The organism is Neptuniibacter sp. (assembly GCF_024231755.1).
In the GTDB taxonomy this organism is placed as follows: Bacteria; Pseudomonadota; Gammaproteobacteria; order Pseudomonadales; family Balneatricaceae; genus Neptuniibacter.
Genome location: NZ_JAAEQH010000104.1, coordinates 57,567 through 81,141, shown reverse-complemented (window position 1 = coordinate 81,141; position 23,575 = coordinate 57,567). Strand labels below are relative to the sequence as shown.

The following is a 23,575-nucleotide window of genomic DNA, read 5'->3' as shown; positions in this document are numbered from 1 at the left end:
GAGCGTTGCCGAAAAAAGCAGCGTCTGTCTTGGCTGCTTATCCCGCTTAGGCAACTTACTAATCACCGCTTTGATTTCATCCTTAAAACCCATATCCAGCATACGGTCAGCTTCATCAAACACCAGAAACTCAATACTTCTCAGATCCAGAGCTCGTTTCTTATGCAGATCTAGCAAACGCCCTGGCGTAGCTACAAGAAGATCAATTCCTTTTTTTATCTGTTCCACCTGTGGACCGATACCTACACCACCGTAGATAACCGCAGAACGAAACCCCGTACCCTTTGCATATTTTTTAAAGTTATCATTAACCTGTTGTGCCAGCTCTCTGGTGGGGGCAAGCACAAGGGCCTTCAGCTTCTTTGAGTTTTCGCAGAAATCATCTGATGTTAGTAGCTTGTGCAAAATAGGCAGAGCAAAAGCCGCTGTTTTACCAGTGCCCGTTTTTGCCCCAACCAAAAGGTCCTTACCATTAAGGATGGCGGGGATTGCTTGTATTTGAACGGGCGTCGGTTCGGTATAACCAGACTTTTCAATCGCTGGCAGTAACCGTGGAGATAATGGCAAGTCAGAGAATGACATATCAACTCGCGAGAATTTTTAATGGGAGGGATAGCGCATGGTTTTCGCCCTGCCCCAGATACCAGATAACCCAGCCTAAACCGCCTACGGTAGCAAAGTACCAACAACCCGAAACTATCTGACCGTAACGATCCAGTGGTAACAGATCGCTTTGGTGGCGGCGTTTCCACTCAAACAAGATTTCGATACTGCCTATCGCAAGTAAGAAACCTAGTAGTGCCAAACCAAAGGTATAGCTTATGGCGACTCCAGCAATTGCGCAGATAACGCACAAAATCAATCCAAGCACTGAATTAACTGAAAAAGAGATGCTTTTTAGGATATGTCCACCATCCAAAGGCAGAATCGGTAGCATATTAAACAGATTCAACAATGCATTAAACGCAGCTAGCCCAGCAAAAATTTCGATATCAGTAATCCAGTAAATCACTAAGCAAGATAACGATAGAAACAAGCCGTAACAAGGCCCCATAATCGAGATATAGACATTCTGCCAGCGAGTATTAATCCGATCATTGGATACGGCTAAGCCTCCGATAAAGGGAACAAGATAGATCCCTTTAGTTTGCATACCAAAACGCTTCATTGCCCGGATATGGCCATATTCGTGAAATACCAGACACAGGATGAGAGCAATGGCGAATTCTATTGAAAATAGCCATGTATAAGCAGCAAGACTACCCGCAGCAAACAGGACCTTAATAACTTTCGCACTTTTAAATAACTTTAGTGCCAGGGAAGCAAAACCGATGATGCTGAACTTAGTCGGTTGCTTAACCCGATTAACGACCTCTTGAGATTCGATATCCTTCTCAGTCAGATCGCCCTCAGCTAACAACTGCTGATCCAATTCTAAACGATAGCTAAGATCAAACGGTTGCCAGCTCAACTTTAGCTTCAAACAGCACGTCAACTGCTTTGGCTCATCCATCTGATCACTTTTGGCTTCCAGCTTAAAACAATGCTCGAAGTTTTCACCCGCATCTGCACTGGCATTGATCCGGGAAACCAGTTTATTGTCCCAATAAAGTGCCTGCCAGCCCGCCATAGAAGCCTCCAGACGTAATTCCTTACCCAGACAATCAATACGTAATAACTGCATTACACCAGCCTATCAGATACAAAGCGGCCAATTATAACGGAAAGTAATTTGCAAAGGGCGATGCTTTATTCGTTTGCAGCCTCGTATAGCCATCACAATGAATGAAGATAAATATCGATTTCAAACAGCAGTTTGAAAATCTTGATCTATACTGATAATTCCAGCGAATAAACTGTCTGGTGCCGATAGATGTGAAAGGGTTCTCCAGCCATTCCTCTATCGGCACATTTCTTCATCGAAATTCCCAAGAAGCCTGGCTATTTAAACCTCCTTCCTCCTATGCCACTATCTGATTGAAATGCGATTAATGAGCTAAAGCGCTTTAACTACCATTCACGATTGAATCGAATCTCCACCCATAGGACTATTCCATGAATTATAAGTCAGTAGCTCTGGGAACAACGGCTTACACACTTGTGACTTTTCCTTTAGCAGTGGTATGGCACGTAATCTTATTCGAGGAAAAATATAAAGCCTTTGGATACTTCGAAGGAGAACCCAGTTTTTTACTCGGTTTGCTGACCATAGTCATTCAAGGTTTGTTGCTGTCATTTCTATTTCCTTTTGTGAAATTTTCGGGCTCTCCAATTGTGAGAGGACTTAAATTCACATCGGTTGTAGGCTCCTTCTTTTGGACATCCCATGTGTTAGCGTTTGTTGCTAAACAAATGTTAGAGGATTCCCTCTCTTTCGTACTTATGGAGACCTTCTATCTGGTTTTACAATTTGGGATTTACGGTATTCTGATTGGTTTTATTTATGGTAAAGCTTCGAATACAGATATCTAAACACCAACCTTCAATTCACGCACCACATGTATGACATCCAGGTGCACATAGAGAGATGATATGAGCACAATTAAGTTTTCAGCGGCAGAGAAAGACCAAATAGTTGATAAGGTGAAGATCTACTTCCGAGATCGGCTTGATCAAGACATAGGGAGTTTCGATGCAGAGTTTTTAATCGATTTCTTTTCCAAAGAAGTTGGAGCCTATTTTTATAATCAAGGCCTCTATGATGCTCAGGTGCTGCTTAATGAGAAAACTGAAGAGATTGGTTATCTTATTCAGGATTTGGAAAAGCCAACGAGTTAGAAATAACAGCCTTAATTCCGAATGGAAAACCTCACCCGCTAAAACAGATCCTTTTATGAGTTATGCAATATAAAAACAAAAGTTACTTTATCAGCGATGATCGTGATGATATTCAACTCGAACAGGTAACATCCCTCCTGATGTCTTCGTATTGGGCACAAGAGAGAAGCCTTGAAACCATCAAAACCTCCATCCAGCATAGCATCTGCTTCTCGTTATTCTGTGATGATGTCCAGGTAGGGTTTGCTCGGGTAGTGACCGACTTCTCATCGGTGGCTTACATTGCTGATTTTATAATTCAGGCGGAGCACCGTTCGAAAGGGATTGGTAAGTGGATGTTTGGTGTCATTGTGAATGACCCTCGCTGGAGCTCTAAATTCCAATTCTTAGTTACTGATGATGCCCATGGTTTATATGAAAGATATGGTTTCTCAGGGAGCCATAAACTCATGAGTACTGAGGTCTAAAAAACTTGTGGAATCTGCTTACTGCGGATCTTGCATCTAAAGATGCAAAGCCTTTTCAGAATGACCATCAACGATTATCATGCCCTCGCAAATTTGCTTTAAATGAAAGAGGTTTCAAATGGTGCTGTTCTTCCCAATCGAGCAAGAGCTAGATTGCATTAGTAGTGACGGTCGTATTCTTGGGAAGATAAAGTTTGATGTCTTTACTGATGAATACAGTTTTGTCCTAGACAATGAAGCTATTGTTTTGTCAGATTTGGAAGAAGCCAAAATCGTTGAGAGGTTAGCAGGCCTTTGTTCCGGAAAATATTCTTTTGCCATGCATGATGATGACTGAGCTGTAAATAAAGCAAAACTAGTTAGCTATCTATTCACTATTCCTCAGTTTTAGCAGCTCCAACCCAAGTAAGCTTGACTCTCACCGGTATTTGCTGAGGAAGAGCAGTCCGCTACCCCATAGCGAACTGCTCTTCCAGCCGACTTACTCCAAGCCCATTCATTTTCTTCACTTTGATCTGCACCGGGATACGCTCTTTCATCGCTTCAATGTGACTGATAACACCGATCATCTTACCGGATGCATTCAGGTTATCCAGTGCGTCCAGCGCCAGATCCAAAGTTTCACTATCCAACGTACCGAAACCTTCATCAAGGAACAGTGAATCAATACTGGTTTTCTGGCTGACCAGATCTGACAAAGCCAATGCTAACGCAAGGCTTACAAGGAAACTTTCACCACCTGACAAGGTTTTGGTATCACGTACTGTATCCGCCTGCCAGGTATCCATTACCTGTAACTCTAGCGCTTCAGAAACCTTGCGCTGTAGTTGGTATCGTCCATGTAGTCGATCAAGCTGTCGATTTGCTAGGTAAACAAGGTGATCCAGTGTTAATCCCTGTGCAAAGCGACGGAACTTATCCCCTCGCTGGGAACCGATAAGCGAGTGTAGGTAGGAAAGATCATCATATTGCTTTTGACATTCCTCAATCTCAGAAAACAGTTGCTGCTGTGCTTCCCTGCGCTTCTGATCATCGCTCAATAGGCCGCTTAGCAAACCTTGCTGATGGCTAAGCTCACGTTGTTGTAGCTGCATCTCCTCCAGCTGAGCAGATACCTGTTCAACAGAAAGAGCTTTGTAATCTTTTTCGTCTCCAGCCTTTTCGAGAATGACTACTTGTTTCTCTGACTGCTCAGCCAAAGCGGTCAAACGCTCAATCTCTCTACTAATCTCTGCAGAAAGTTGCTGTAGTGTTTCCAACTCTGACTCTTTAAGTAGAGCAGACAGAAACTGTTTATCATCTGTAAAAGGACTGCAGGTTAATTTCTCTGCCCAGGCAGACTCTTTTTCCGTTAATGATCCCTGCAGCGATTTGAGTTGATCCTCAATACTGGTCAGTGTCGCCTGCTCTGCTTTTAACTGTTGTAAAAGCTGCTGGTTGTACTCCTGAGCCTGCTTTGTTGATTGCTCGGCTTCAGCGCGTTTGACACTGGCTTTCTCTCGCTCATCTGTCACAGATTTATCAGCGAAGAGCTGTACCCTTTCCTCTGTTTTCTCTCGCAGAGCCTCGGTTATGTCAGCCAGGCTTTTCTGCCTCAGACTTACCTTCTCATTCTGTTGATCAATTTGTACAGAAAGCTGTTGCAGCTGCGTTTCCGACTTGAGTAGATTTTGTTTAAGGCTTTGCTCTAGTTCTTGTAGCCGCTGCTTATTGCCCTGTTTGAGCCTCAGCTCATCCAGCCACTGGTCACGTAGGCTTAATTCTGGAAGCCGAAGTCCTGAAGCAGAAAGCTCCTGCTCAAGTAAAGTTGAGGCCTGTACAGATTCAGTCTTTAACTTTTGCTTTCGTTCGGTCAACTGTTTCAGTTGGTCTTGGAAAGCTTGAAATCTCTGCTCAAGCAGCTGAAGAGCAGACTGATGCTCCTGCCCTGCTTGATTCAAGGTTTGTTGGGAGGTTTGCTGTTGCAGTAACAACTGCTGTGTTTCTCTGACTCTTTCTACTCTCTGCTGAAGGTTCTGCAGATTATGCTCACTCTGTATCAAATACTGACTCAAAGCTTCTTCATTCTCTGGAGAAAGCTCACAAGCCAAACTTCTGCACAGTTCATTCCACTTGCCAGTATGGGCGGTAATATCCTGTTGCAGCTGTTCCGCAAAGGATTTTAACTGCGGTAGTTGAGTAACTGTCAGATGTTCCAGTTGATGACGGAGTTTCAGCCCCATGTCCTTCAGCTCATCACACTCTTCTCCCAAAGCTTGGTGGCGTTTCTGGGTTTCACTATTATCCACAAGCTGATAGCCCTCAACGTAGGGATGTTCAGTGGAACCACATAGAGGGCAAGCTTCACCTTCGATAAGTTTTGCCCGTTCTGCTTCCAGGCTATTGATCTTTTGTTCCTGCTCCAGCAGTTTGCTCAGATCATTAAGATGCTGATTTTTCTGGTGATACTCCTGACGCAAAACCTGCAACTGCTGCTCTGATTCTGCAACCTGCTGATCCAACTTCTGCTGTTCAACAGATGATTTCTGCTGTTCCTGAAGTAGTTTACGCAGTAGTTCTGCAGTGTGCTTAAGCTCCTGCTGCTGAATCTGATCTTGTTGTAAGCGTTGTAACTGTGATTCCAGAGTAGTTAGTTCATCCTGCCCCAGCAATGTACTCAGTTCATTCTGGGTTTTAGTCAGTCCCTGATTACTAAGTTCAATTTCATTCGCTACAACTGCAATCTGCTGTTTCAACTGTTGCTGTTTTTCAGTCAGTTCCGATATACCATTCTGAGCTTCCTGTTCAGAAGAGTGTAACTGCTGTAGCTCATCTTCGGTCTGCGACAATTGCTCTAGTTTTACTGACCATAGGGGAATTTTCTCACCTAGATTTGCATCCCCACATTCCTGGATTTGTGACTGACATGATAGGAACTCTTCGTTAAGCCGGGATTGCTCGGCTATGTTCGCATCACTCTTTTGTTTCAGGCTTTGTTGTTCCTGCTGGTAACGCACCAGTTCCTGCTTGGCATCCGCGCCTTGTTGGATGATTTTCTCGCACTCTACATCAAGCGGAACAACCCGCTCATTTATCAGCTGTTCCAGTTTATTCTGTTCAGAAATAAGCTCCTGTAATGCTCGCGCTTCTTTCTCGGCAGATAATTCAGCTTGTTGAGATTGCTGCTGCAATTGGCTGACTTTTGTCGATACAGATGCGACCGACTGTGTCAGAACCTGTTGCTGTTCCCGGCTTTCAACCACAGACTGATAAACACCCCGCAGACGCTCTGCTGGCTCACTCAACGCTAATCGGTCCAAATTAGCCTGCTCTGCTTGTTTCCGCTCCAGAGCTTGCTTCATGCTTTGTTGGTTTGCAGCGGACTCCTGCTCAGCTTTACAGTACTGTTGCCACCACTGTTGGTGTTCCTGAACCGTTTTAACCTGTTCATCTGTTGTTTTGAGCTGCGCACTTAAAACTGAAAGCTGCTCTTTATAATCAGCAATCTGTTCTGCAGTCAGCAGTTCAACACCATCTGCTCTGGCCTGTAACTCACGTAAGCTGTTTTTCGATTCAGTGAAATGCTCATGTACCTTTTCTGAGATCAGACCATAGATTTCTGTACCTGTGAGTTCTTCGAGTAGTTCTGCTCTGTCGTTAGCATCTGCATTCAAGAAAGCGGCAAACTGTCCCTGAGAGAGCATCATCGATTTAGTAAAACGCTCAAAATCGAGGCCGCTGATCTCTTCTATCAACTGATTCTTCAGTTTTATCTGTGAAGCGAGAATCTCACCGCTTTCGCCCTGTTGCTCGATTTTAGATAACTCAACCTTAGCTTCCTGAAGGTTTCCGTCAGACTTGTCACGGGAACGGCGCTGGCTCCAGAATGCACGATAGCATTGCCCTTTTACATCAAACTCCACCTCGGCCAGAGAATCTGCTGTACCACGGGTCATCAGTTCATTACTGGATTTAGAAATGCTATTTAAACGTGGTGTTCGGTGATATAACGCTAAACAGATAGAATCCAGTATGGTGGTTTTTCCGGCTCCGGTTGGGCCAGTGATAGCAAACAGTCCGTTTTCGTTAAACGGGGTTTGGCTGAAGTCGATCTTCCACTCCCCCTGCAGGGAGTTAATATTCTTAAAACGCAGACTGAGTATCTTCATGAGTCAGCCTCCGGAAATGCGAATAGATCATCCTGTTGTAAGCCTTCATCGACCCGGGACTTTTTCTTGGCTGCCTTAGGTTTTGGATCAGGTATTGGTTTTGCCTCGGATTCAGTAACTGTCTCTGTAGTGTTGTTAGTTGTCACAGCCACACTGTCAGTCACTACCTCAACAATTTCCTCAGCAAAGTCCAGACTAAACTCCTGGGTTTGTTCAGGCTCAAGATCAAGTTCAAGATCAGGTTCAGAAAGCCTCTGTTCTGATTCTTTCTGTTCCAGCTTTTCTGCAGAATATACCGGAAGATCATTCTCCTCCTGAACCTCAATCATTATCTGCTGGAAACTTTCTCGGAGACGCAGTAGCCGCTCTTCATCACTCTCGGTATCGAAAGATTCCTGAGCCAATCTGCGCTCAAATACTTCCACTGGATTAAGCTCATCCAAGGTTTCTTTTTTCTCGCGCTGAATCTGCTTCTGTCGTTGAGTGCGGGCTCTGCGTAAAAGCAACACCTCTACATTAAGCTCTTCCGTCAGCGCTTTGATCCGTTGCTGCAGATCGTTCAGGTAATCCTGAGCTTCCACCTCAATAGATAACCAGATTGGCTGTTCAGATTCAGGAAGTGACTGCAGTTGTTTTTCAATACCGTTCAGATCTCCGCGCACGACCTGCATTGGCTGAAACATGGGAACATCAATAGGTGTTACTGTTCTGTTTTTATCAGCGTCAAACTCCACCAGCACCACCTGTTTCTGGCTAGACAACTCATCAAAACTGAGAGGGATAGGTGAACCGCTGTAACGGATATGTTCAGAGCTGGATACAACCTGAGGCCGGTGAATATGCCCCAAGGCAATATAATCCGCAGGCGGGAAAGCAGTTACAGGCAACGCTTCAAGGCTGCCAATATAGATATCCCTCACCGACTCAGAGCTTTTCACCCCGACTGCGGTGAGGTGACCGGTGGCTATAATCGGCAGATCAATTCCCAGCTCACCACATTTTTTTACCGCCAGATTATAAAGTGATTGGTAGTGCTGTGAGATTGCCTCACCTAAAGCCTGGGATTTGTCCTGTGCTGATTGATCAGCCTGACTCTGTAAAAGATCTCTTGGGCGAAGGAACGGGATGGCACAGAGAACTGCACCGGGTTCACCCTGCTTGTTATTCAACACGATAATCTGATCGTCAGGATTATCATGGACATGGGCGATGACCTGAGCATTCAGATAAGCCAGTAGTTGTCTGGACTCATTAAGTGTTGCCACCGAGTCATGATTTCCACCAAGTACAATCAGTTGGCAATCCAGTTTATTTATCTCAACAACAAACTGATTATAGAGCTCACGAGCGTAGCTGGGTGGCGAACCGGTATCGAATACATCACCTGCAATAACAACTGCATCTATTTGATTTTCTTTAACTTGTGACAGCAGCCATTGAATAAACTGTTTGTGTTCATTTGCACGGCTTTTGGAAATAAAGTGCTGACCCAGATGCCAGTCAGAGGTATGCAGAATGCGCATTAAGAGAGGTGCTCAAAGTCCAGTTTACTGATGGTTCATCCTTGATAGAAGGATGCTGTCATCTTACCCGAAATCCTAAATGACAGCACCCAGAAGTAAGAGTGTTAGGTTAATCCATCTAAAGCGTAGGAAGGAAGGTCTGCCTCAGCAGGCACTGGAGTAGGATTACCCTCTTCATCGATCGCTACAAATTTAAAAGTTGCTTCAGTCACCTTCTCACGTTGCCCTATTCGACCGCGACGCACCCAACATTCCACATGAATATCCATTGAGCTACGACCCACTCGCGCGACCTCGGTATAAACACCAAGAATATCACCTACTTTTACAGGACGGATAAAGCTCATACCATCCAGCGAAGCGGTTACCACACGGCATTGGGCGCGCTGACCTGCACAGATTCCAGCAGCAATATCCATCTGCGATAACACCCAGCCACCAAAAATATCCCCAGCAGGGTTGGTATCCGCTGGCATAGCCATGGTACGGGTTGTTAAACGACCTTTAGTCGGTACAGGATTAGTATCAGTAGCCATCGTTGATCCTTTTAAATTCACTCAACACATATCAAACTTTAGCATGATACACGTTATTTTAGGGGACAGGTTTAAACCTGTCCCCACCCAAAAGCACACAAACCAAAAACGCTGTTTAACCATTAGTCAGATATTGGCATAATGCGCGCCATTCACTTCGACTCGCAGGCATAGTCCGGCACATATCAATTCAATCGGAATAAGACATTGCTAACCACAGCCAATATAACCATGCAGTTTGGCGCTAAGCCGCTATTTGAAAACGTTTCAGTAAAATTCGGTGAAGGTAATCGTTACGGCCTCATAGGGGCGAACGGTTGCGGAAAATCCACTTTCATGAAGATTCTGGGCGGCGACCTTGAACCATCTGCAGGCAATGTATCTAAAGATCCCAACGAGCGTATCGGTAAGCTGAAGCAGGATCAGTTTGCTTATGAAGAGTGCAGCGTGGTTGATACTGTGATTATGGGGCACGAAGAACTGTGGGCGGTAAAGTCTGAACGTGACGCGATTTATGCCAACCCGGAGATGACTGAGGAAGATGGTATTCGTGCAGCGGAGCTGGAAGGCGAATTCGCTGAAATGGATGGTTACAGCGCTGAATCCCGTGCCGGAGAGCTGTTACTCGGTGTAGGCATTCCGATTGAACAACACTTTGGCCCAATGAGCGAAGTCGCTCCAGGCTGGAAGCTGCGTGTTCTACTGGCACAGGTTCTGTTCTCAGAACCGGATATCATGTTACTCGACGAACCAACCAACAACCTTGATATCAATACAATCCGCTGGTTGGAAGGTGTTCTGAACGAACGCAACTGCACTATGATCATCATTTCCCATGATCGTCATTTCCTGAACAGTGTCTGCACCCATATGGCTGATCTTGATTACGGCTCTATCCGTCTGTATCCAGGCTCGTATGACGAGTACATGACCGCAGCTACACAAGCCCGCGAACGCCTTCTTGCAGATAACGCTAAGAAGAAAGCTCAGATCGCTGAGCTTCGAACCTTTGTCAGCCGTTTCTCTGCGAACGCATCTAAATCGAAACAGGCTACTTCCCGTGCCCGTCAGATCGACAAAATTCAGCTGGAAGAAGTTAAACCATCTAGTCGCCAGAACCCATTTATTCGCTTTGAGCAGGACACTAAGCTGCACCGCTTAGCTCTTGAAGTCGAAGGATTGAGCAAGAGCTTTGAAGAACCTCTGTTTAATGATCTGAACCTGATGGTGGAAGTTGGTGAGCGTATTGCCATTATCGGTCCTAACGGTATTGGTAAATCGACTCTACTGCGCTGCCTGGTTGGTGACCTGGAGCCTAGTGCAGGAGAGATAAAATGGTCAGAAAACTCAGAATTGGGTTATTACGCTCAGGACCATGCATCAGACTTCGAAGAGGATAAAACACTTCTGGACTGGATGGGACAGTGGGGTAAAGAAGGTGATGACGAGCAGGTAATACGCGGCACGCTGGGGCGACTGCTCTTCTCACAGAAAGAGATCGATAAGTCAGTTAAGGTTATCTCCGGTGGCGAACAGGGCCGTATGCTGTTCGGAAAAATCATTCTGCAACGTCCTAATATCATGTTAATGGATGAGCCTACCAACCACTTGGATATGGAATCGATCGAATCCCTTAACCTGGCTTTGGAGAACTACCCTGGCACACTGCTCTTCGTCAGCCACGACCGAGAGTTTGTATCCTCGCTGGCAACCCGGATTATCGAACTGACACCTAACGGCATTGTCGACTTCCACGGCAGCTATGACGACTATCTGAAAAGTCAGGGTGTGGAGTAATAGCCTAAGCTATTATTCCAATCCCTCTAAGGCTCAAATTCAAAGGTAAATAGAATGCATATTGTTTGCCCCAGTTGCATGACCTCAAACCGTATTCCAGATGACCGTTCACACATAGGCGGTAAGTGCGGCAGATGTAAAAACGCATTACATACCCATCAACCTGCTGAGCTGGATGATAGTAACTTTGAGAAATACGTTGCGGATAATGAGCTACCTGTGATTGTTGATTTCTGGGCAAGCTGGTGTGGACCATGTCAGATGATGAAGCCGATCTTTGAGAAAACGGCCGCTGAATCTGAAACCTTATTATTTGCCAAAGTTGATACAGAAAAGGCTCAACAAACCAGCGCTCGAATGAATATCCGCAGCATTCCCACCTTGATTCTTTTCCAGAATGGCAAAGAGATTGACCGTATTGCGGGGGCGCTACAGGAGCCTCAGTTAAAGCAATGGATTCTGCAAAGCCTTCAGAAGATTTAAAGCTGTATGATTTATCAGAAAATAGCATCTGAACTAGATGTAAAAACCCATCAGGTTGAAGCTGCCTGCAAGCTTCTGGATGAAGGCTCTACCGTTCCTTTTATTGCTCGTTACCGTAAAGAGATAACAGGTGCATTAGATGATGGGCAATTACGACAACTGCAACAACGTCTTGTTTATTTGCGCGAGCTGGAAGTCCGTAAAGCACATGTAATCGAGAGTATTAACGAACAGGGACAGTTAACTAGCTTCCTGCGCTCTGCGATTACGCATGTACAAAGTAAATCCGAGCTGGAAGACATCTATCAACCCTATAAAAGCAAACGCAGAACAAAAGCCCAGATTGCTCAGGAAGCAGGCCTTAAAAAACTCCTTGAGGAGATAATAACTCAGCCTCATGCCAACCTAATCAAGCTCTCCCAGCGTTACATTAATATAGAGAAAGACTTCCCTGATGCAGAGGCCTGCCTGGAAGGGGCAAACGCAATACTTGCAGATCAGTTGGTATCTCAACCCGAATTATTGAAACGTTTCCGCGAGAACCTCTGGCAACACGGCCTTCTTAATGTCTCAGTTGTTAAAAAGAGAGCTACGGAAGGCGAGAAGTTTCGGGATTACTTTGAGTATAGTGAGAAGCTGAAAACTATCCCATCCCATAGGATGTTAGCTATTCTGCGTGGTGTAAATGAAGGAATTCTCAAAGCAGATTTGGATATTGAGTCAGAAACCAACTTTGAGGATCAGTTAGCTCGTTCTTTATCCCTGCCTCAGAACGATTGGTTCAATCAGGTCGTGCGCAAAACATGGAAAAGTCGCTTAAGACCCAAGCTGGTTAAAGAACTGATTACTAAACAGAGGGAACAAGCTGAAGAGGAAGCGATACGTGTATTCAGTCGCAACCTCAAAGAGCTTTTGCTTGCAGCCCCTGCAGGAGCCAAGTGCACATTGGGTCTTGACCCCGGTTTAAGGACTGGCGTTAAAGTTGCTGTTGTGGACGCTACCAGCAAGCTAGTCGATCACTGTACAATCTTCCCTCATCCGCCAAAGAAGCAATGGGATCAGGCGATAAATACCCTGTTCAAACTGTCCAGCAAGCATAATGTGGAACTGATAAGTATTGGCAACGGTACCGGCTCCCGGGAAACAGACAAGCTTGTATCTGAGTTGTTACAGAAACACAGTGATATCAGAGCACAAAAGTTGATTATCAGTGAGGCGGGCGCCTCCGTTTACTCAGCATCCGAATTAGCAGCAGAAGAATTCCCCAACCTTGATGTAACTATCCGCGGTGCAGTTTCAATCGCTCGCAGATTACAGGATCCTCTCGCTGAGCTGGTAAAGATAGAACCTAAAGCTATTGGCGTAGGGCAATATCAACATGATGTTAATCAAAGTCAGTTAGCTTCTAGCCTAGATGCAGTAATTGAAGACTGCGTGAACGCAGTGGGGGTAGATCTGAACAGTGCATCAGAGGCATTACTCAACCATATCTCTGGGCTAAACAACACTCTGGCTAGAAACATTGTCGCCTACCGTGACGAGAATGGCCCATTTCAGAATCGTAATCAGCTAAAAAAAGTGGCACGACTAGGCCCCAAAGCATTTGAACAGTCAGCTGCTTTTTTACGGATCAATTCGGGCAAACAGATTCTGGATAGCTCTGGTGTGCATCCAGAAGCCTACAAACTGGTTGAATCTATTGCTAAGAAAAACAATCGTTCATTAGAGCAACTGATCGGTAATTCAAACTTCCTGAACAGCTTAACCGTTTCTGATTACACCAACGAACAGTTTGGCGAATACACTGTTCAAGATATCCTTCAGGAACTTGATAAGCCTGGTCGAGACCCTCGGCCAGAATTTAAAACCGCGAAACTATTAGAGGGTATTGAAACCCTTGCAGACCTTCGTGAAGGGATGCAACTTGAAGGCACGGTTACAAACGTGACTAACTTTGGTGCCTTTGTTGATATAGGTGTTCATCAAGATGGGCTGGTACATATCTCCCAGTTAGCTGATCGCTTTGTCAAAGACCCGCACGATATTGTTAGTAATGGCCAGATAGTAAAAGTCAGAGTGACCGAAGTTGATCTACAGCGAAAAAGAATTGCCTTAACTATGCGCAGCCAGGACAGATCTGTGACGGCACAGCCCAAAAACAAACGCGAAAAAAACACAAATACAGGCATGTCCGCTGCATTCAAACGAGCTACTTCTTTGAAATAAGTTCTGTGCAAGTTAGCTCTTTGAAAGAATCTTGTAGAAATCAGTTCCTTACAATAAACCGCTTTACTCTCCCCCTCTCCTCTTTCCACCCACAATGGGTGGAAAGAGTTATTCGTTCTAAGGTCTCGTTTTATATACGACCTTTTACCTGTTTAAAATCAAACAGTAAGAAGGCTAAATAGGATAAGTACGACTACAATGTAACGAGCATGAAAAATAATAATTAGTAGATATGCCGGTGATGAGTAGAACAAATCTTTTATGGTTACAGGCAGGGTCCTGTAGTGGGGACACTATGTCCCTACTCTGCGCGGATGACCCATCTTGGCCTGAACTGGTTTCACAATACAATCTGGATATTATCTGGCAGCCCTCTTTATCTTCCCGGCCAGTTAGTGCCCTGCTGCAGGATGTTGATGCGATTCTCGCTGACGAAAAAAGCCTAAATATCCTCTGCATTGAAGGCAGTCTTGCTCTGGGACCTAACAATACCGGCATGTTTGACACCATCAACAACCGGCCTAAAGCGTTCATGATAAAAGAGCTGGCTGATAAAGCTGATTATGTTGTCGCTGTTGGTACCTGCTCTGCCTACGGTGGAGTTCCAGCTTCACCGCCAAATCCAACAGAATGTACCGGGATGCAATCTTTTAAAGGCGCAGCAAAAGGTTTGCTGGATGAACATTGGGTAAGTAACAAAGGATTGCCGGTAATTAATATTTCTGGCTGCCCCGTTCATCCAAATGTAATTATTCAAACCATCACCTCTCTACTGGAAGGCTACCCTCCTGAGCTCAATGCTCTGAATCAGCCTAAAGAGCACTACAGTACAATGGTGCATCAAGGTTGCACCCGTAATGAATACCACGAATACGATATAGAAGAGGATGAATTCGGTAAGGAGGGTTGTCTGTTCTACAACCTAGGTTGCCAAGGGCCTTACACCATGGCCACCTGTAATTCGCAACTATGGAATAAACAGAGCAGCAAAACCCGAGCTGGTGTCCCTTGCATCGGGTGTGTATCACCCGATTTTCCAAGAAATGCCCCTCTTTTTAAAACAGATAAAGTCGGAGACATACCCGTCTCTCTGCCCTTGGGCGTAAGTAGAGCCAGATATATGGCTTATAAAGACCTTGCTAATGATGCAGCACCGGTTCGCATCATTGAACGCAGAGTAAAACCCTGAATAGGATAAAGAGGGATTATGTCACGCCGAGTAAAAGTCGAGCTCAATCGTGTCGAGGGTGATTTAGAGATAGAGCTGAGTATTGATGATGGCGTCGTTACCGATGCTTGGTGTATCGGCACCCAATATCGCGGTTTCGAGCAGATAATGATTGGGCGAGAACCGATGGATGCTCTGGCTATTACTCCGCGCATCTGCGGTATTTGCAGCACTGCGCATCTTTTCGCCAGTGCCAAAGCACTTGAAGATCTTGCTGGTGTTACTCCCCCTGCAAATGCCATCAGAATTCGTAATATTTGTCTTCTGGTAGAAGAGATACAATCGGACTGTCGTCAGACTTTTCTTATGTTCACTCCAGATCTTTGTCATTCAAAGTATCAGGACCACCCTCAGCAAAGCGCAATATCTACACTCTTTTCCGATATGAGTGGCACAATCTACCGTGATGCGGTCATCAACAGCCGAAAACTGGTTGAAATAGTCGCTATCTTTGGTGGTCAATGGCCACACTCCTCGTACATGGTTCCCGGAGGCGTCACATCGTTACCTGACCGTAGCAAAGTGCTCAGTTCTCTCGCCATCTGCAACAACTATACTCGCTGGTTTGAGGAATCTGTTATTGGCTGCCAGCTTGACGAATGGCTAGATATACAGAACACAGACCAACTCCAGAGTTACCTAAACAAATCAGATGCAGCGGTGTCGCAGCTTTATCGATTCTGTAGTGATATCGGCCTGAATGAGGTAGGCATGGGTAGTGGTCTTCTGATCAGTTATGGTTCTCTAGTTGACCCAGAAAACCCAGAGCAACAAATTCGTTCTTCTGGCTTATATAACTGCTCTGATAATAGTTTCACGTCTCTCGACCAGGGCCTGATCAGCGAAGATGTAAGCCACAGCTGGTTCCATGATGATTCTCAACAACCAAGACACCCGCTTAAGGGTATAACACAACCTAAATATGACCCTGATAACGGCCGCTATAGTTGGGCTAAAGCGCCGCGATATAATGGACGGGTTGCTCAAACAGGCCCTTTGGCTCAGTTAGTGGTAGATAAAGACCCGCTAACTCTAGATCTGATTCAGAAGAATGGAGCTAATAGTCTGGTTCGCCAGTTCATTAGAATCCATCGACAGGCTCTCTCGCTTAGGTTACTAAAACAGCAATTAACGGAGCTTCTGGAAAAGATAAACGAGCCCTCTTTCACTCACTGTGCACTTCCAGAAACTGGTCAGGGAATCGGTATGCTTGAAGCGGCCCGTGGTAGCCTAGGCCATTGGATCGATGTTAAGAATGGCAAGATTGATCGCTACCAGATTGTTACACCCACCGCATGGAATGCATCCCCCCGAGATCACCAGGGGAACAGAGGGCATATCGAAAGCAGCTTGCTTGGACTAACTGTATCGGATCTAAGTGACCCTGTTGAAATTGGCCACGTAGTTCGCTCGCATGATCCTTGCCTTGTGTGCACAGTACATGTTTTAGGTGGCAGAAAACACCGTTACGGAGTAGTAAGGTGAATGGGCAGCACGTAACTCAACAGCTTAAGGTTTCATTACTCTTTTTTGGTAATGAATGGCATGGTGATGACGGCTTTGGTTATGCTGTTTTTAAACAATTACAGATACCTCAGCAAGCTAAGGAAGTCGATCTTCACTTCTGCGGCTGCAATACCATGCATGCATGGAGTTATATGGAAAACAGTCAACACTGCATTCTTGTTGATGCCCTGAAAACTGATCAACAGCTACCCGGTGCAGTTGCTTGGTACACACCAGAGAGTTTTTGCCACCACTCACCCCAGCACCTGCACGACGCAGGGATCGCAGAACTTATTCGCCATATCCCTATTTTATCTGAGGATGGGAAAGCACCCGGGATAGAGCTTCTCTGCGTCACTACCAATGAATTAGAAGCCTTTACCAATAAACTATCCCCTTCTGTAGAGCGCGCAGTGGAAACAGCCTGCCAAATGATCCAAAAGCGCCTTGTTCAACTGAAGGAGGCTGCATGACACAAGCGGACATTCATGCAGAAATTGAAGACAGCATCACAATTCAGCATGAACAGGTGGTGCAGGGTCGTACTCGCTGGGTTGGTAAACGGGAAAATTCAGATACCGAGCTGTTGGTCGCTGAATATCAGGGTAGATACTTCGCTATACCGCTGCTCTGCAGCCATGGTCAAGCTTCGCTTCTTGAAGCACGACTGGATAAGAACGGCAACATCATCTGCCCGAATCATGGACTGGTTACCGCATTATCAAGTGGCCCTAATAGCATTGAGGTACAAAAACAGAATAGCCGATTTATTCCTGTAACAAACAAGAATATAAAAGTTGCTCTAATCGAACCTTCGCAAAAGGATGAAACGAAAGAAGAACAAGAAATAAAGGTTTTAAGGTCTGCCAATTCCGCCCTACAGAAAAAGGTCCTCTCTAATCTGGAATCTATGGACCAAATGCTGACCCAGGTAGAAAATAAAAAAACGGAGCTTGAGCATAGAAATAGTGACCTGCAAACAGCAAATGAGTTAATAGATTGCATTACCAATTCAATTGATGAGTTTCTGATAGTAACTGATAGTCAAGGGAGAATTACCCGCGTTAATAGCTATGCGGAAAATATCCTTGAGTGCAATGCCAGCTCACTTTTAGGTACATCACCAGATAATATTCTCTGCGATTCAGTATTAGAGGAACTTGTTAACGCTACACCATCTCAACAGTGGGACCAGCGCCCGCATATTTACCGGGCCGTATACAAGAACAGTGAATTCGAGCGAGAGGTTTGCTTTAAATCACAAAACACCAACGGCCAAAGTATTACCGATAAACATTTCCTGTTGCGCGGCACCCTTCTTTATTCTCATGCGGGAAAAGAGGAAGGCCTTATTCTCACAGCAACCGACATCTCCAGGGTTAAGCAAAGTGAACATATTAAACGTCAGCAGGATCTTGAATCTCACCTAAGCCAACTAAAAAACACACTTGCCACTTTGGGCCAGGGTGTTGCTATGTTTGGACCAGATGGACATCTACAAGTATGGAACCCGCCCTTTTCTAGCAATGGCGGTTTTAGGGAAGAGCTATTACAACAGCTGCCGCATATCACTCAACTCTGTCGAATCACTCATGAATTGACTGGTGATAATCCTTCCCCTGAACCAGAACAACTTTCTAAAGCCAAACAAAAGTGGTTGTTGTTTTACGAATGCGGAAATGTGATCGAATGTGAATCGTACCCTATGCCTTCTGGCGGTTTCGTTATCACTACACGCGACATCACCCAAAGCCGTGAAGCTGAGGAACATGTTCGCTTACTCTCCTCGACTGTAGAACAAAGCTCCCACGAAGTGATCATTACCGATACTGATGGCATCGTTGTATATGTAAACCCAATATTTACTGAAAATACTGGCTACAGCGCAGGTGAGGCAATTGGCAAAAAATCCAACCTAGTCCAATCGGGTGAGATGTCAGATAGATTTTACAAAGATCTGTGGCAAACCATAAAAAATGGCAATCGATGGAAAGGCGAAATCATCAACCGCAAAAAAAGTGGTGAGAAGTTTTGGCAGTATATGACAGTTTCTCCGATCACAGATTCCTCAGGCGCCATCACCCATTTCCTATCGCTGAAATCTGACATAACCAAACAGAAACAAGCAGAGAGCCAGTTACGCTATCAAGCAGAACACGATCTTCTGACAGATTTGCCCAATCGCCCTCTTTTCCTTAACCACCTGGAAAGCGCAATACTGAGTGCTAAACACAACCAAAAGCACTCAGCCATGCTGTTTATGGATCTGGATAACTTCAAAGATGTTAACGATACACTGGGACATCTGTGCGGTGACACACTACTTCAGCTAGTTGCTCAACGACTACTGAATTGCGTAGAAAAAGCAGATGTAGTTGCGAGGTTAGGTGGCGATGAATTTGCCATCATTCAGGCGGATATATCATCTCTGAAAACGCCTGGAGAATTGGCAGATAGAATAATCGACTCCATAACACAGCCTTATCAGATCGATGATCACTTGATACATATCGGCATTAGCATCGGGATTACCCTAATTCCAACAGATGGACTAGAAACTGGCACCCTACTTAGTAATGCTGATATGGCAATGTATGCCGCTAAAGCAGGCTCAGGTCCAGGCTATTACTACTATGATCAGGAACTACAGTCCAAAATACAGAGAAAACACCTGATCGAAATCCATCTTCACAAAGCAATACGAGACAATGAGCTCTGCCTTGTTTATCAACCTAAAATATTGATTGAAGACAGCCAGATAGTTGGCGCTGAAGTGCTCTTACGCTGGAATAGTCAGCATTTGGGTTTTATATCCCCGGCAGAATTTATTCCAATTGCTGAGCAAAGTAGCTTGATTCTTGAGCTTGGCGAATGGGTGCTAAAGGAAACATTGTCTACTCTGCGGAGCAAGCTTCAACAGGGTATTACTCCACCAAAGATCGCGATCAACCTATCAACGGTCCAGCTAAAGGATGGCAATTTTGTTGAGGAGCTTTCTGATTTGCTACAGGAGTACGATATACCTGCAGAGTATATTGAACTGGAGATCACTGAAACAGCAGCGATGTCTGATCCTGAATTTGCCATGGCACAACTTAAGGCACTCAAAAACCTTGGCATCAGTATCGCCATGGACGACTTCGGAACCGGATACTCCTCTCTATCCTATCTCGCATCTCTGCCAGTAGAGAGAGTGAAGATAGACCGTAGTTTTATAAATGATATTGAACACTCAAAACAGGCAAGAGCGATTGTCGAGTCGATCATCAATCTAGGCTCTATCATGGAAAAGACAATCATCGCTGAAGGGGTCGAGGAGCAAGCTCAATTGGAACTTCTCAAAGCGCTTGGTTGCGAAGAAGCGCAGGGTTACCTGATCTCAAAACCTCTTTCGACCGATGAGTTCTTTACTTTCGTCTCCCAGCGAAGTATCAAAAGAACCTAAGAACAAATCATTTACAGATTCATCCAAGGAATTTTTATGTACGTTGCAATGAACCGCTTCCGTATCGCTCTGGGCAAGGAGCAGGACTTTATAGAGATCTGGAAAAATCGGGAAACCTACCTGGACGAAGTACCAGGCTTCAAAAGCTTTAACCTGATGCAAGGAGCCACCGATGAAGAGTGCACATTGTTTGCTTCCCATAGCGTGTGGGAATCAGAAGAGGCATTCATTGGCTGGACCAAATCCGAAGCATTCAGAAAAGCGCACGCCAATGCGAAACCGGCTAAAGATATTTACCTTGGTCCACCTAAGTTTGAAGGGTTTAAAGCAGTTTTGTAGACGAGCCAGGGCTTGGACCTTCTATCAGTTCTAGGATGGTTTGAAGTAATTGATTCCAGCCTGCGCTTGAATGACAGGATTTACTGAATAGTACCCAGCAAAAAGAAACCCGCTTTTCCTAGCCCCTAGCAGCCGAAGGCGTTCTAGCAGGCGCAGCCGTTATAGCTACTGCTTTCGAAGCCGCCCTAGCCACTGCTTTTCAATAGACACAAAAAAGCCCCGAATTTTCGAGGCTTTTTATTAGTCACGTTTCAGTAATTAGATACGTGCAGCTGGAATCGCCTGTGGAGCTACGCTCAGATCTTCGCTTGGTGGAGCGAAAGATGTCAGGTTAATACCTTCAACGGCATCCTTGTACTCTTCCAGAGTCGGGAAACGACCCAGGATACAAGACAGAACAACCATTGGCGTAGAGCCCAGCAGAGACTCACCTTTCTTCTCAGCAGAGTCTTCTACAACACGACCCTGGAACAAACGAGTAGAAGTAGCCAGTACAGTATCACCTGCTTCTGCTTTCTCCTGGTTACCCATACACAGGTTACAGCCAGGGCGCTCTAGGTACAGAATATTTTCGTACTTAGTACGCGCTTCTTCTTTTGGATTCTCGTCAGAGAATTCGAAGCCAGCGTATTTCTCCAGCAGTTCCCAATCGCCTTCAGCTTTCAGCTCGTCAACGATGTTGTATGTTGGTGGAGCAACAACCAGTGGAGCTTTAAAGGTGATAGGACCTTTCTTCTCCAGGTTACGCAGCATCGCAGCGATGATCTGCATGTCGCCTTTGTGAACCATACAAGAACCAACGAAGCCTAGGTCTACCTGGCGGCCATCGTAGTAAGAAGTTGGACGGATTACATCATGCGTGTAACGCTTAGAGATGTCTTCGTTGTTTACGTCTGGGTCAGCGATCATTGGCTCGTCGATTGCGTCCAGGTCAACAACCAGCTCAGCGTAGTACTTAGCGTTGTCGTCTGGAGCCAGAGCAGGAGCTTCGCCAGATTTAACTTCAGCGATACGCTTGTCAGCCAGTTCGATCAGGCCAGCCAGCATGCCCGCTTCGTTTTCCATGCCTTTGTCGATCATGATCTGGATACGGGACTTAGCCAGTTCCAGAGACTTGATCAGCGTGTCGTCAGTAGAGATACAGATAGAAGCTTTCGCTTTCATTTCTGCAGTCCAGTCAGTGAACGTGAACGCCTGGTCAGCCAGAAGAGTACCGATCTGTACTTCGATTACACGACCCTGGAATACGTTTTCGCCAGCAAACTTCTTCAGCATCTGCGCTTGAGTCGCGTGTACGATGTCACGGAAGTCCATGTGTGGCTTCATAGAACCTTTGAAGGTTACTTTCACAGACTCTGGGATAGGCATTGCTGCTTCACCCGTTGCCAGTGCGATCGCAACAGTACCGGAGTCAGCACCGAACGCTACACCTTTAGACATACGGGTGTGAGAGTCACCACCGATGATGATAGCGCGGTCGTCAACTGTGATGTCATTCAGTACTTTGTGAATAACGTCAGTCATTGAGTGGTAAACGTGTTTCGGGTCACGTGCAGTGATTACGCCGAACGCGTTCATGAATGCCATCAACTTAGGTGTGTTTGCCTTAGCTTTGTTGTCCCATACAGACGCTGTGTGACAACCAGACTGGAAGGCACCATCAACGCTTGGTGAGATTTTAGAAGCAGCCATCGCTTCCAGTTCCTGGCAAGTCATAGGACCAGTAGTGTCCTGAGAACCTACGATGTTCACTTTAACGCGAACGTCAGAACCTGTGTGCAGAGGAGTAGAAGAAGCTACGCCTACAGCGTTGCGGTTGAAGATTTTCTCAACAGCTGTCAGACCCTGGCCTTCGTTAGAGATCTCTTTAGACTGTGCGTAAACAGCTGGTGCTTCAACGCCCAGAGTTTCAGCAGCAAACGTTTGCAGTTTCTTACCGAATGTTACCGCGTAAGAACCGCCCGCTTTCATGAATTCAACTTTTTGTGGTGTGAACGCGTCTGAGATATCAGCCAGTTCCTCGTCGCCGTTGTACAGCTTCTTAGCTTTAGTATCGATAGTCAGAACTGTACCTGTCGCAACAGAGTATGCTTCTTCCAGTACTGGATCGCCGTTTTCATCACGAACAACTTCGCCGTTTGCGTCAGTTTTCTTAACCCAGTTTTTCAGGTCAAGACCGATACCGCCAGTTACACCAACAGTTGTCAGGAAGATAGGCGCGATACCATTAGTACCCGCAACAACCGGCTTGTTGTTTACGAACGGGATGTATGGAGAAGTTGGCTCACCTGCCCACAGTGCAACGTTGTTTACACCAGACATGCGGGAAGAACCTACACCCATGGTGCCTTTCTCAGCGATCAGCATCACTTTAGCGTCTGGGTTGTCTTCACCCATCTTCTTAATTTCTTGCTGAGCTTCTGGAGAGATCATGCACTTGCCGTGCAGTTCACGGTCAGCACGTGAGTGAGACTGGTTACCTGGAGACAGAAGGTCAGTAGAGATGTCGCCTTCCGCAGCAATGTAGGTAATAACTTTGATTTTCTCTGGAATGTCATCCAGCTTAGTGAAGAACTCAGCCTTCGCGTAGCTTTCCAGGATCTCTTTAGCGATGGCATTGCCCGCTTTGAAAGCGTCAGCCAGACGAGTAGTGTCTGCGTCGTATAGGAATACCTGAGATTTCAGGACTTCGCCTGCAGCAGCAGCCTGAGCATCGTCAGACAGCGCGATATCTAGCAGAGCTTCAACAGAAGGACCGCCTTTCATGTGAGAAAGCTGCTCAAGAGCGAACTCAGCAGAGATCTCTGCAACTGTTTCTTTACCCAGAACGATGTCTTTTAGGAAAGCAGCTTTAACGCCAGCCGCTGGAGTAGTACCAGGTAGAGTGTTGTAGATGAAGAAGTTTAGAGATGCTTCGCGCTCCGCATTACCCGTGTCTTTGATCTGGGCAATGATTTCAGATAGCAATTCAGCGCTATCGATTGGTTTTGGGTTTAGACCCAGGTCCTTTTTACGAACCTCAATTTCTTCTAGGTACTCAGAATAGTAGCTCATAGCGTCCAACGTCTCACTTATATCTAGTTATGAATCTAGTTATGA

At 45.6% G+C, this 23,575-nt stretch carries 18 protein-coding genes; 12 read left to right on the top strand and 6 right to left on the bottom strand.

Going from position 1 to position 23,575, the window contains the following annotated elements:
- Together GY843_RS05005 and GY843_RS05000 are read right to left on the bottom strand one after the other, a co-directional pair.
- A partial coding sequence (locus GY843_RS05005) for a DEAD/DEAH box helicase (RefSeq protein WP_297307139.1) occupies positions 1-582 on the bottom strand: 582 nt, incomplete at its 3' end.
- 1 nt (position 583) lies between these two features.
- Positions 584-1,684 carry a site-2 protease family protein gene (locus GY843_RS05000; RefSeq protein ID WP_297307137.1) on the bottom strand — a complete coding sequence of 367 codons (1,101 nt, stop codon included), beginning with the start codon at positions 1,682-1,684 and terminating at the stop codon, positions 584-586.
- 371 nt (positions 1,685-2,055) lie between these two features.
- Between GY843_RS05000 and GY843_RS04995 the strand changes: the two genes are divergently transcribed.
- The 4 genes from GY843_RS04995 (at position 2,056) to GY843_RS04980 (ending at position 3,582) form a co-directional block, all read left to right on the top strand.
- Positions 2,056-2,472, top strand: a complete 417-nt coding sequence (locus GY843_RS04995) for a hypothetical protein (RefSeq protein WP_297307135.1) — start codon at positions 2,056-2,058, stop codon at positions 2,470-2,472.
- A 60-nt stretch (positions 2,473-2,532) separates the two neighbouring features.
- Positions 2,533-2,778, top strand: a complete 246-nt coding sequence (locus GY843_RS04990) for a DUF2164 domain-containing protein (protein ID WP_297307132.1) — start codon at positions 2,533-2,535, stop codon at positions 2,776-2,778.
- A gap of 62 nt (positions 2,779-2,840) precedes the next feature.
- Positions 2,841-3,245 carry a GNAT family N-acetyltransferase gene (locus GY843_RS04985; protein WP_297307130.1) on the top strand — a complete coding sequence of 135 codons (405 nt, stop codon included), beginning with the start codon at positions 2,841-2,843 and terminating at the stop codon, positions 3,243-3,245.
- A gap of 118 nt (positions 3,246-3,363) precedes the next feature.
- Positions 3,364-3,582, top strand: coding sequence for a hypothetical protein (locus GY843_RS04980; RefSeq protein ID WP_297307128.1), 219 nt, complete (start codon positions 3,364-3,366; stop codon positions 3,580-3,582).
- 112 nt (positions 3,583-3,694) lie between these two features.
- Here the strand turns inward: GY843_RS04980 and GY843_RS04975 are convergent, their stop codons facing one another.
- The 3 genes from GY843_RS04975 to GY843_RS04965 all read right to left on the bottom strand — a co-directional run bounded on the left by GY843_RS04975 (position 3,695) and on the right by GY843_RS04965 (position 9,452).
- Positions 3,695-7,393: an SbcC/MukB-like Walker B domain-containing protein gene (locus GY843_RS04975; protein WP_297307126.1), complete on the bottom strand. Its 3,699-nt coding sequence runs from the start codon at positions 7,391-7,393 to the stop codon at positions 3,695-3,697.
- On the bottom strand, positions 7,390-8,916 hold the full coding sequence (sbcD, locus tag GY843_RS04970) for an exonuclease subunit SbcD (protein WP_297307125.1): 1,527 nt from the start codon (positions 8,914-8,916) through the stop codon (positions 7,390-7,392). Before sbcD ends, GY843_RS04975 begins: the two co-directional genes overlap by 4 nt.
- Positions 8,917-9,020: 104 nt before the next feature.
- Positions 9,021-9,452, bottom strand: a complete 432-nt coding sequence (locus GY843_RS04965) for an acyl-CoA thioesterase (protein ID WP_297307123.1) — start codon at positions 9,450-9,452, stop codon at positions 9,021-9,023.
- Positions 9,453-9,659: 207 nt separating this feature from the next.
- Between GY843_RS04965 and GY843_RS04960 the strand changes: the two genes are divergently transcribed.
- The 8 genes from GY843_RS04960 (at position 9,660) to GY843_RS04925 (ending at position 20,476) form a co-directional block, all read left to right on the top strand.
- Entirely contained in the window at positions 9,660-11,249 is a 1,590-nt protein-coding gene (locus GY843_RS04960; protein WP_297307120.1) for an ABC-F family ATPase, read from the top strand.
- Positions 11,250-11,303: 54 nt separating this feature from the next.
- On the top strand, positions 11,304-11,732 hold the full coding sequence (gene trxC, locus GY843_RS04955) for a thioredoxin TrxC (RefSeq protein WP_297307118.1): 429 nt from the start codon (positions 11,304-11,306) through the stop codon (positions 11,730-11,732).
- 6 nt (positions 11,733-11,738) lie between these two features.
- Positions 11,739-13,958 (top strand): Tex family protein, encoded by a 2,220-nt coding sequence (locus tag GY843_RS04950; RefSeq protein WP_297307116.1) that lies wholly within the window; start codon positions 11,739-11,741, stop codon positions 13,956-13,958.
- A 232-nt stretch (positions 13,959-14,190) separates the two neighbouring features.
- Positions 14,191-15,147 (top strand): NADH:ubiquinone oxidoreductase, encoded by a 957-nt coding sequence (locus GY843_RS04945; RefSeq protein WP_367183798.1) that lies wholly within the window; start codon positions 14,191-14,193, stop codon positions 15,145-15,147.
- Between the two features lie 18 nt (positions 15,148-15,165).
- Positions 15,166-16,671, top strand: a complete 1,506-nt coding sequence (locus GY843_RS04940) for a nickel-dependent hydrogenase large subunit (RefSeq protein WP_297307113.1) — start codon at positions 15,166-15,168, stop codon at positions 16,669-16,671.
- Complete coding sequence (locus GY843_RS04935) at positions 16,668-17,165, top strand: hydrogenase maturation protease (protein WP_297307111.1); 498 nt, start codon at positions 16,668-16,670, stop codon at positions 17,163-17,165. The genes GY843_RS04940 and GY843_RS04935 overlap by 4 nt, the downstream gene beginning before the upstream one ends.
- A complete protein-coding gene (locus tag GY843_RS04930) occupies positions 17,162-20,137 on the top strand; it encodes an EAL domain-containing protein (protein ID WP_297307109.1) in 2,976 nt (991 codons plus the stop codon). The genes GY843_RS04935 and GY843_RS04930 overlap by 4 nt, the downstream gene beginning before the upstream one ends.
- Before the next feature lie 36 nt (positions 20,138-20,173).
- Positions 20,174-20,476 (top strand): antibiotic biosynthesis monooxygenase, encoded by a 303-nt coding sequence (locus tag GY843_RS04925; protein ID WP_297307107.1) that lies wholly within the window; start codon positions 20,174-20,176, stop codon positions 20,474-20,476.
- Between the two features lie 258 nt (positions 20,477-20,734).
- Here the strand turns inward: GY843_RS04925 and GY843_RS04920 are convergent, their stop codons facing one another.
- Complete coding sequence (locus tag GY843_RS04920; protein WP_297307106.1) at positions 20,735-23,530, bottom strand: bifunctional aconitate hydratase 2/2-methylisocitrate dehydratase; 2,796 nt, start codon at positions 23,528-23,530, stop codon at positions 20,735-20,737.
- Positions 23,531-23,575 lie beyond the last annotated feature (45 nt).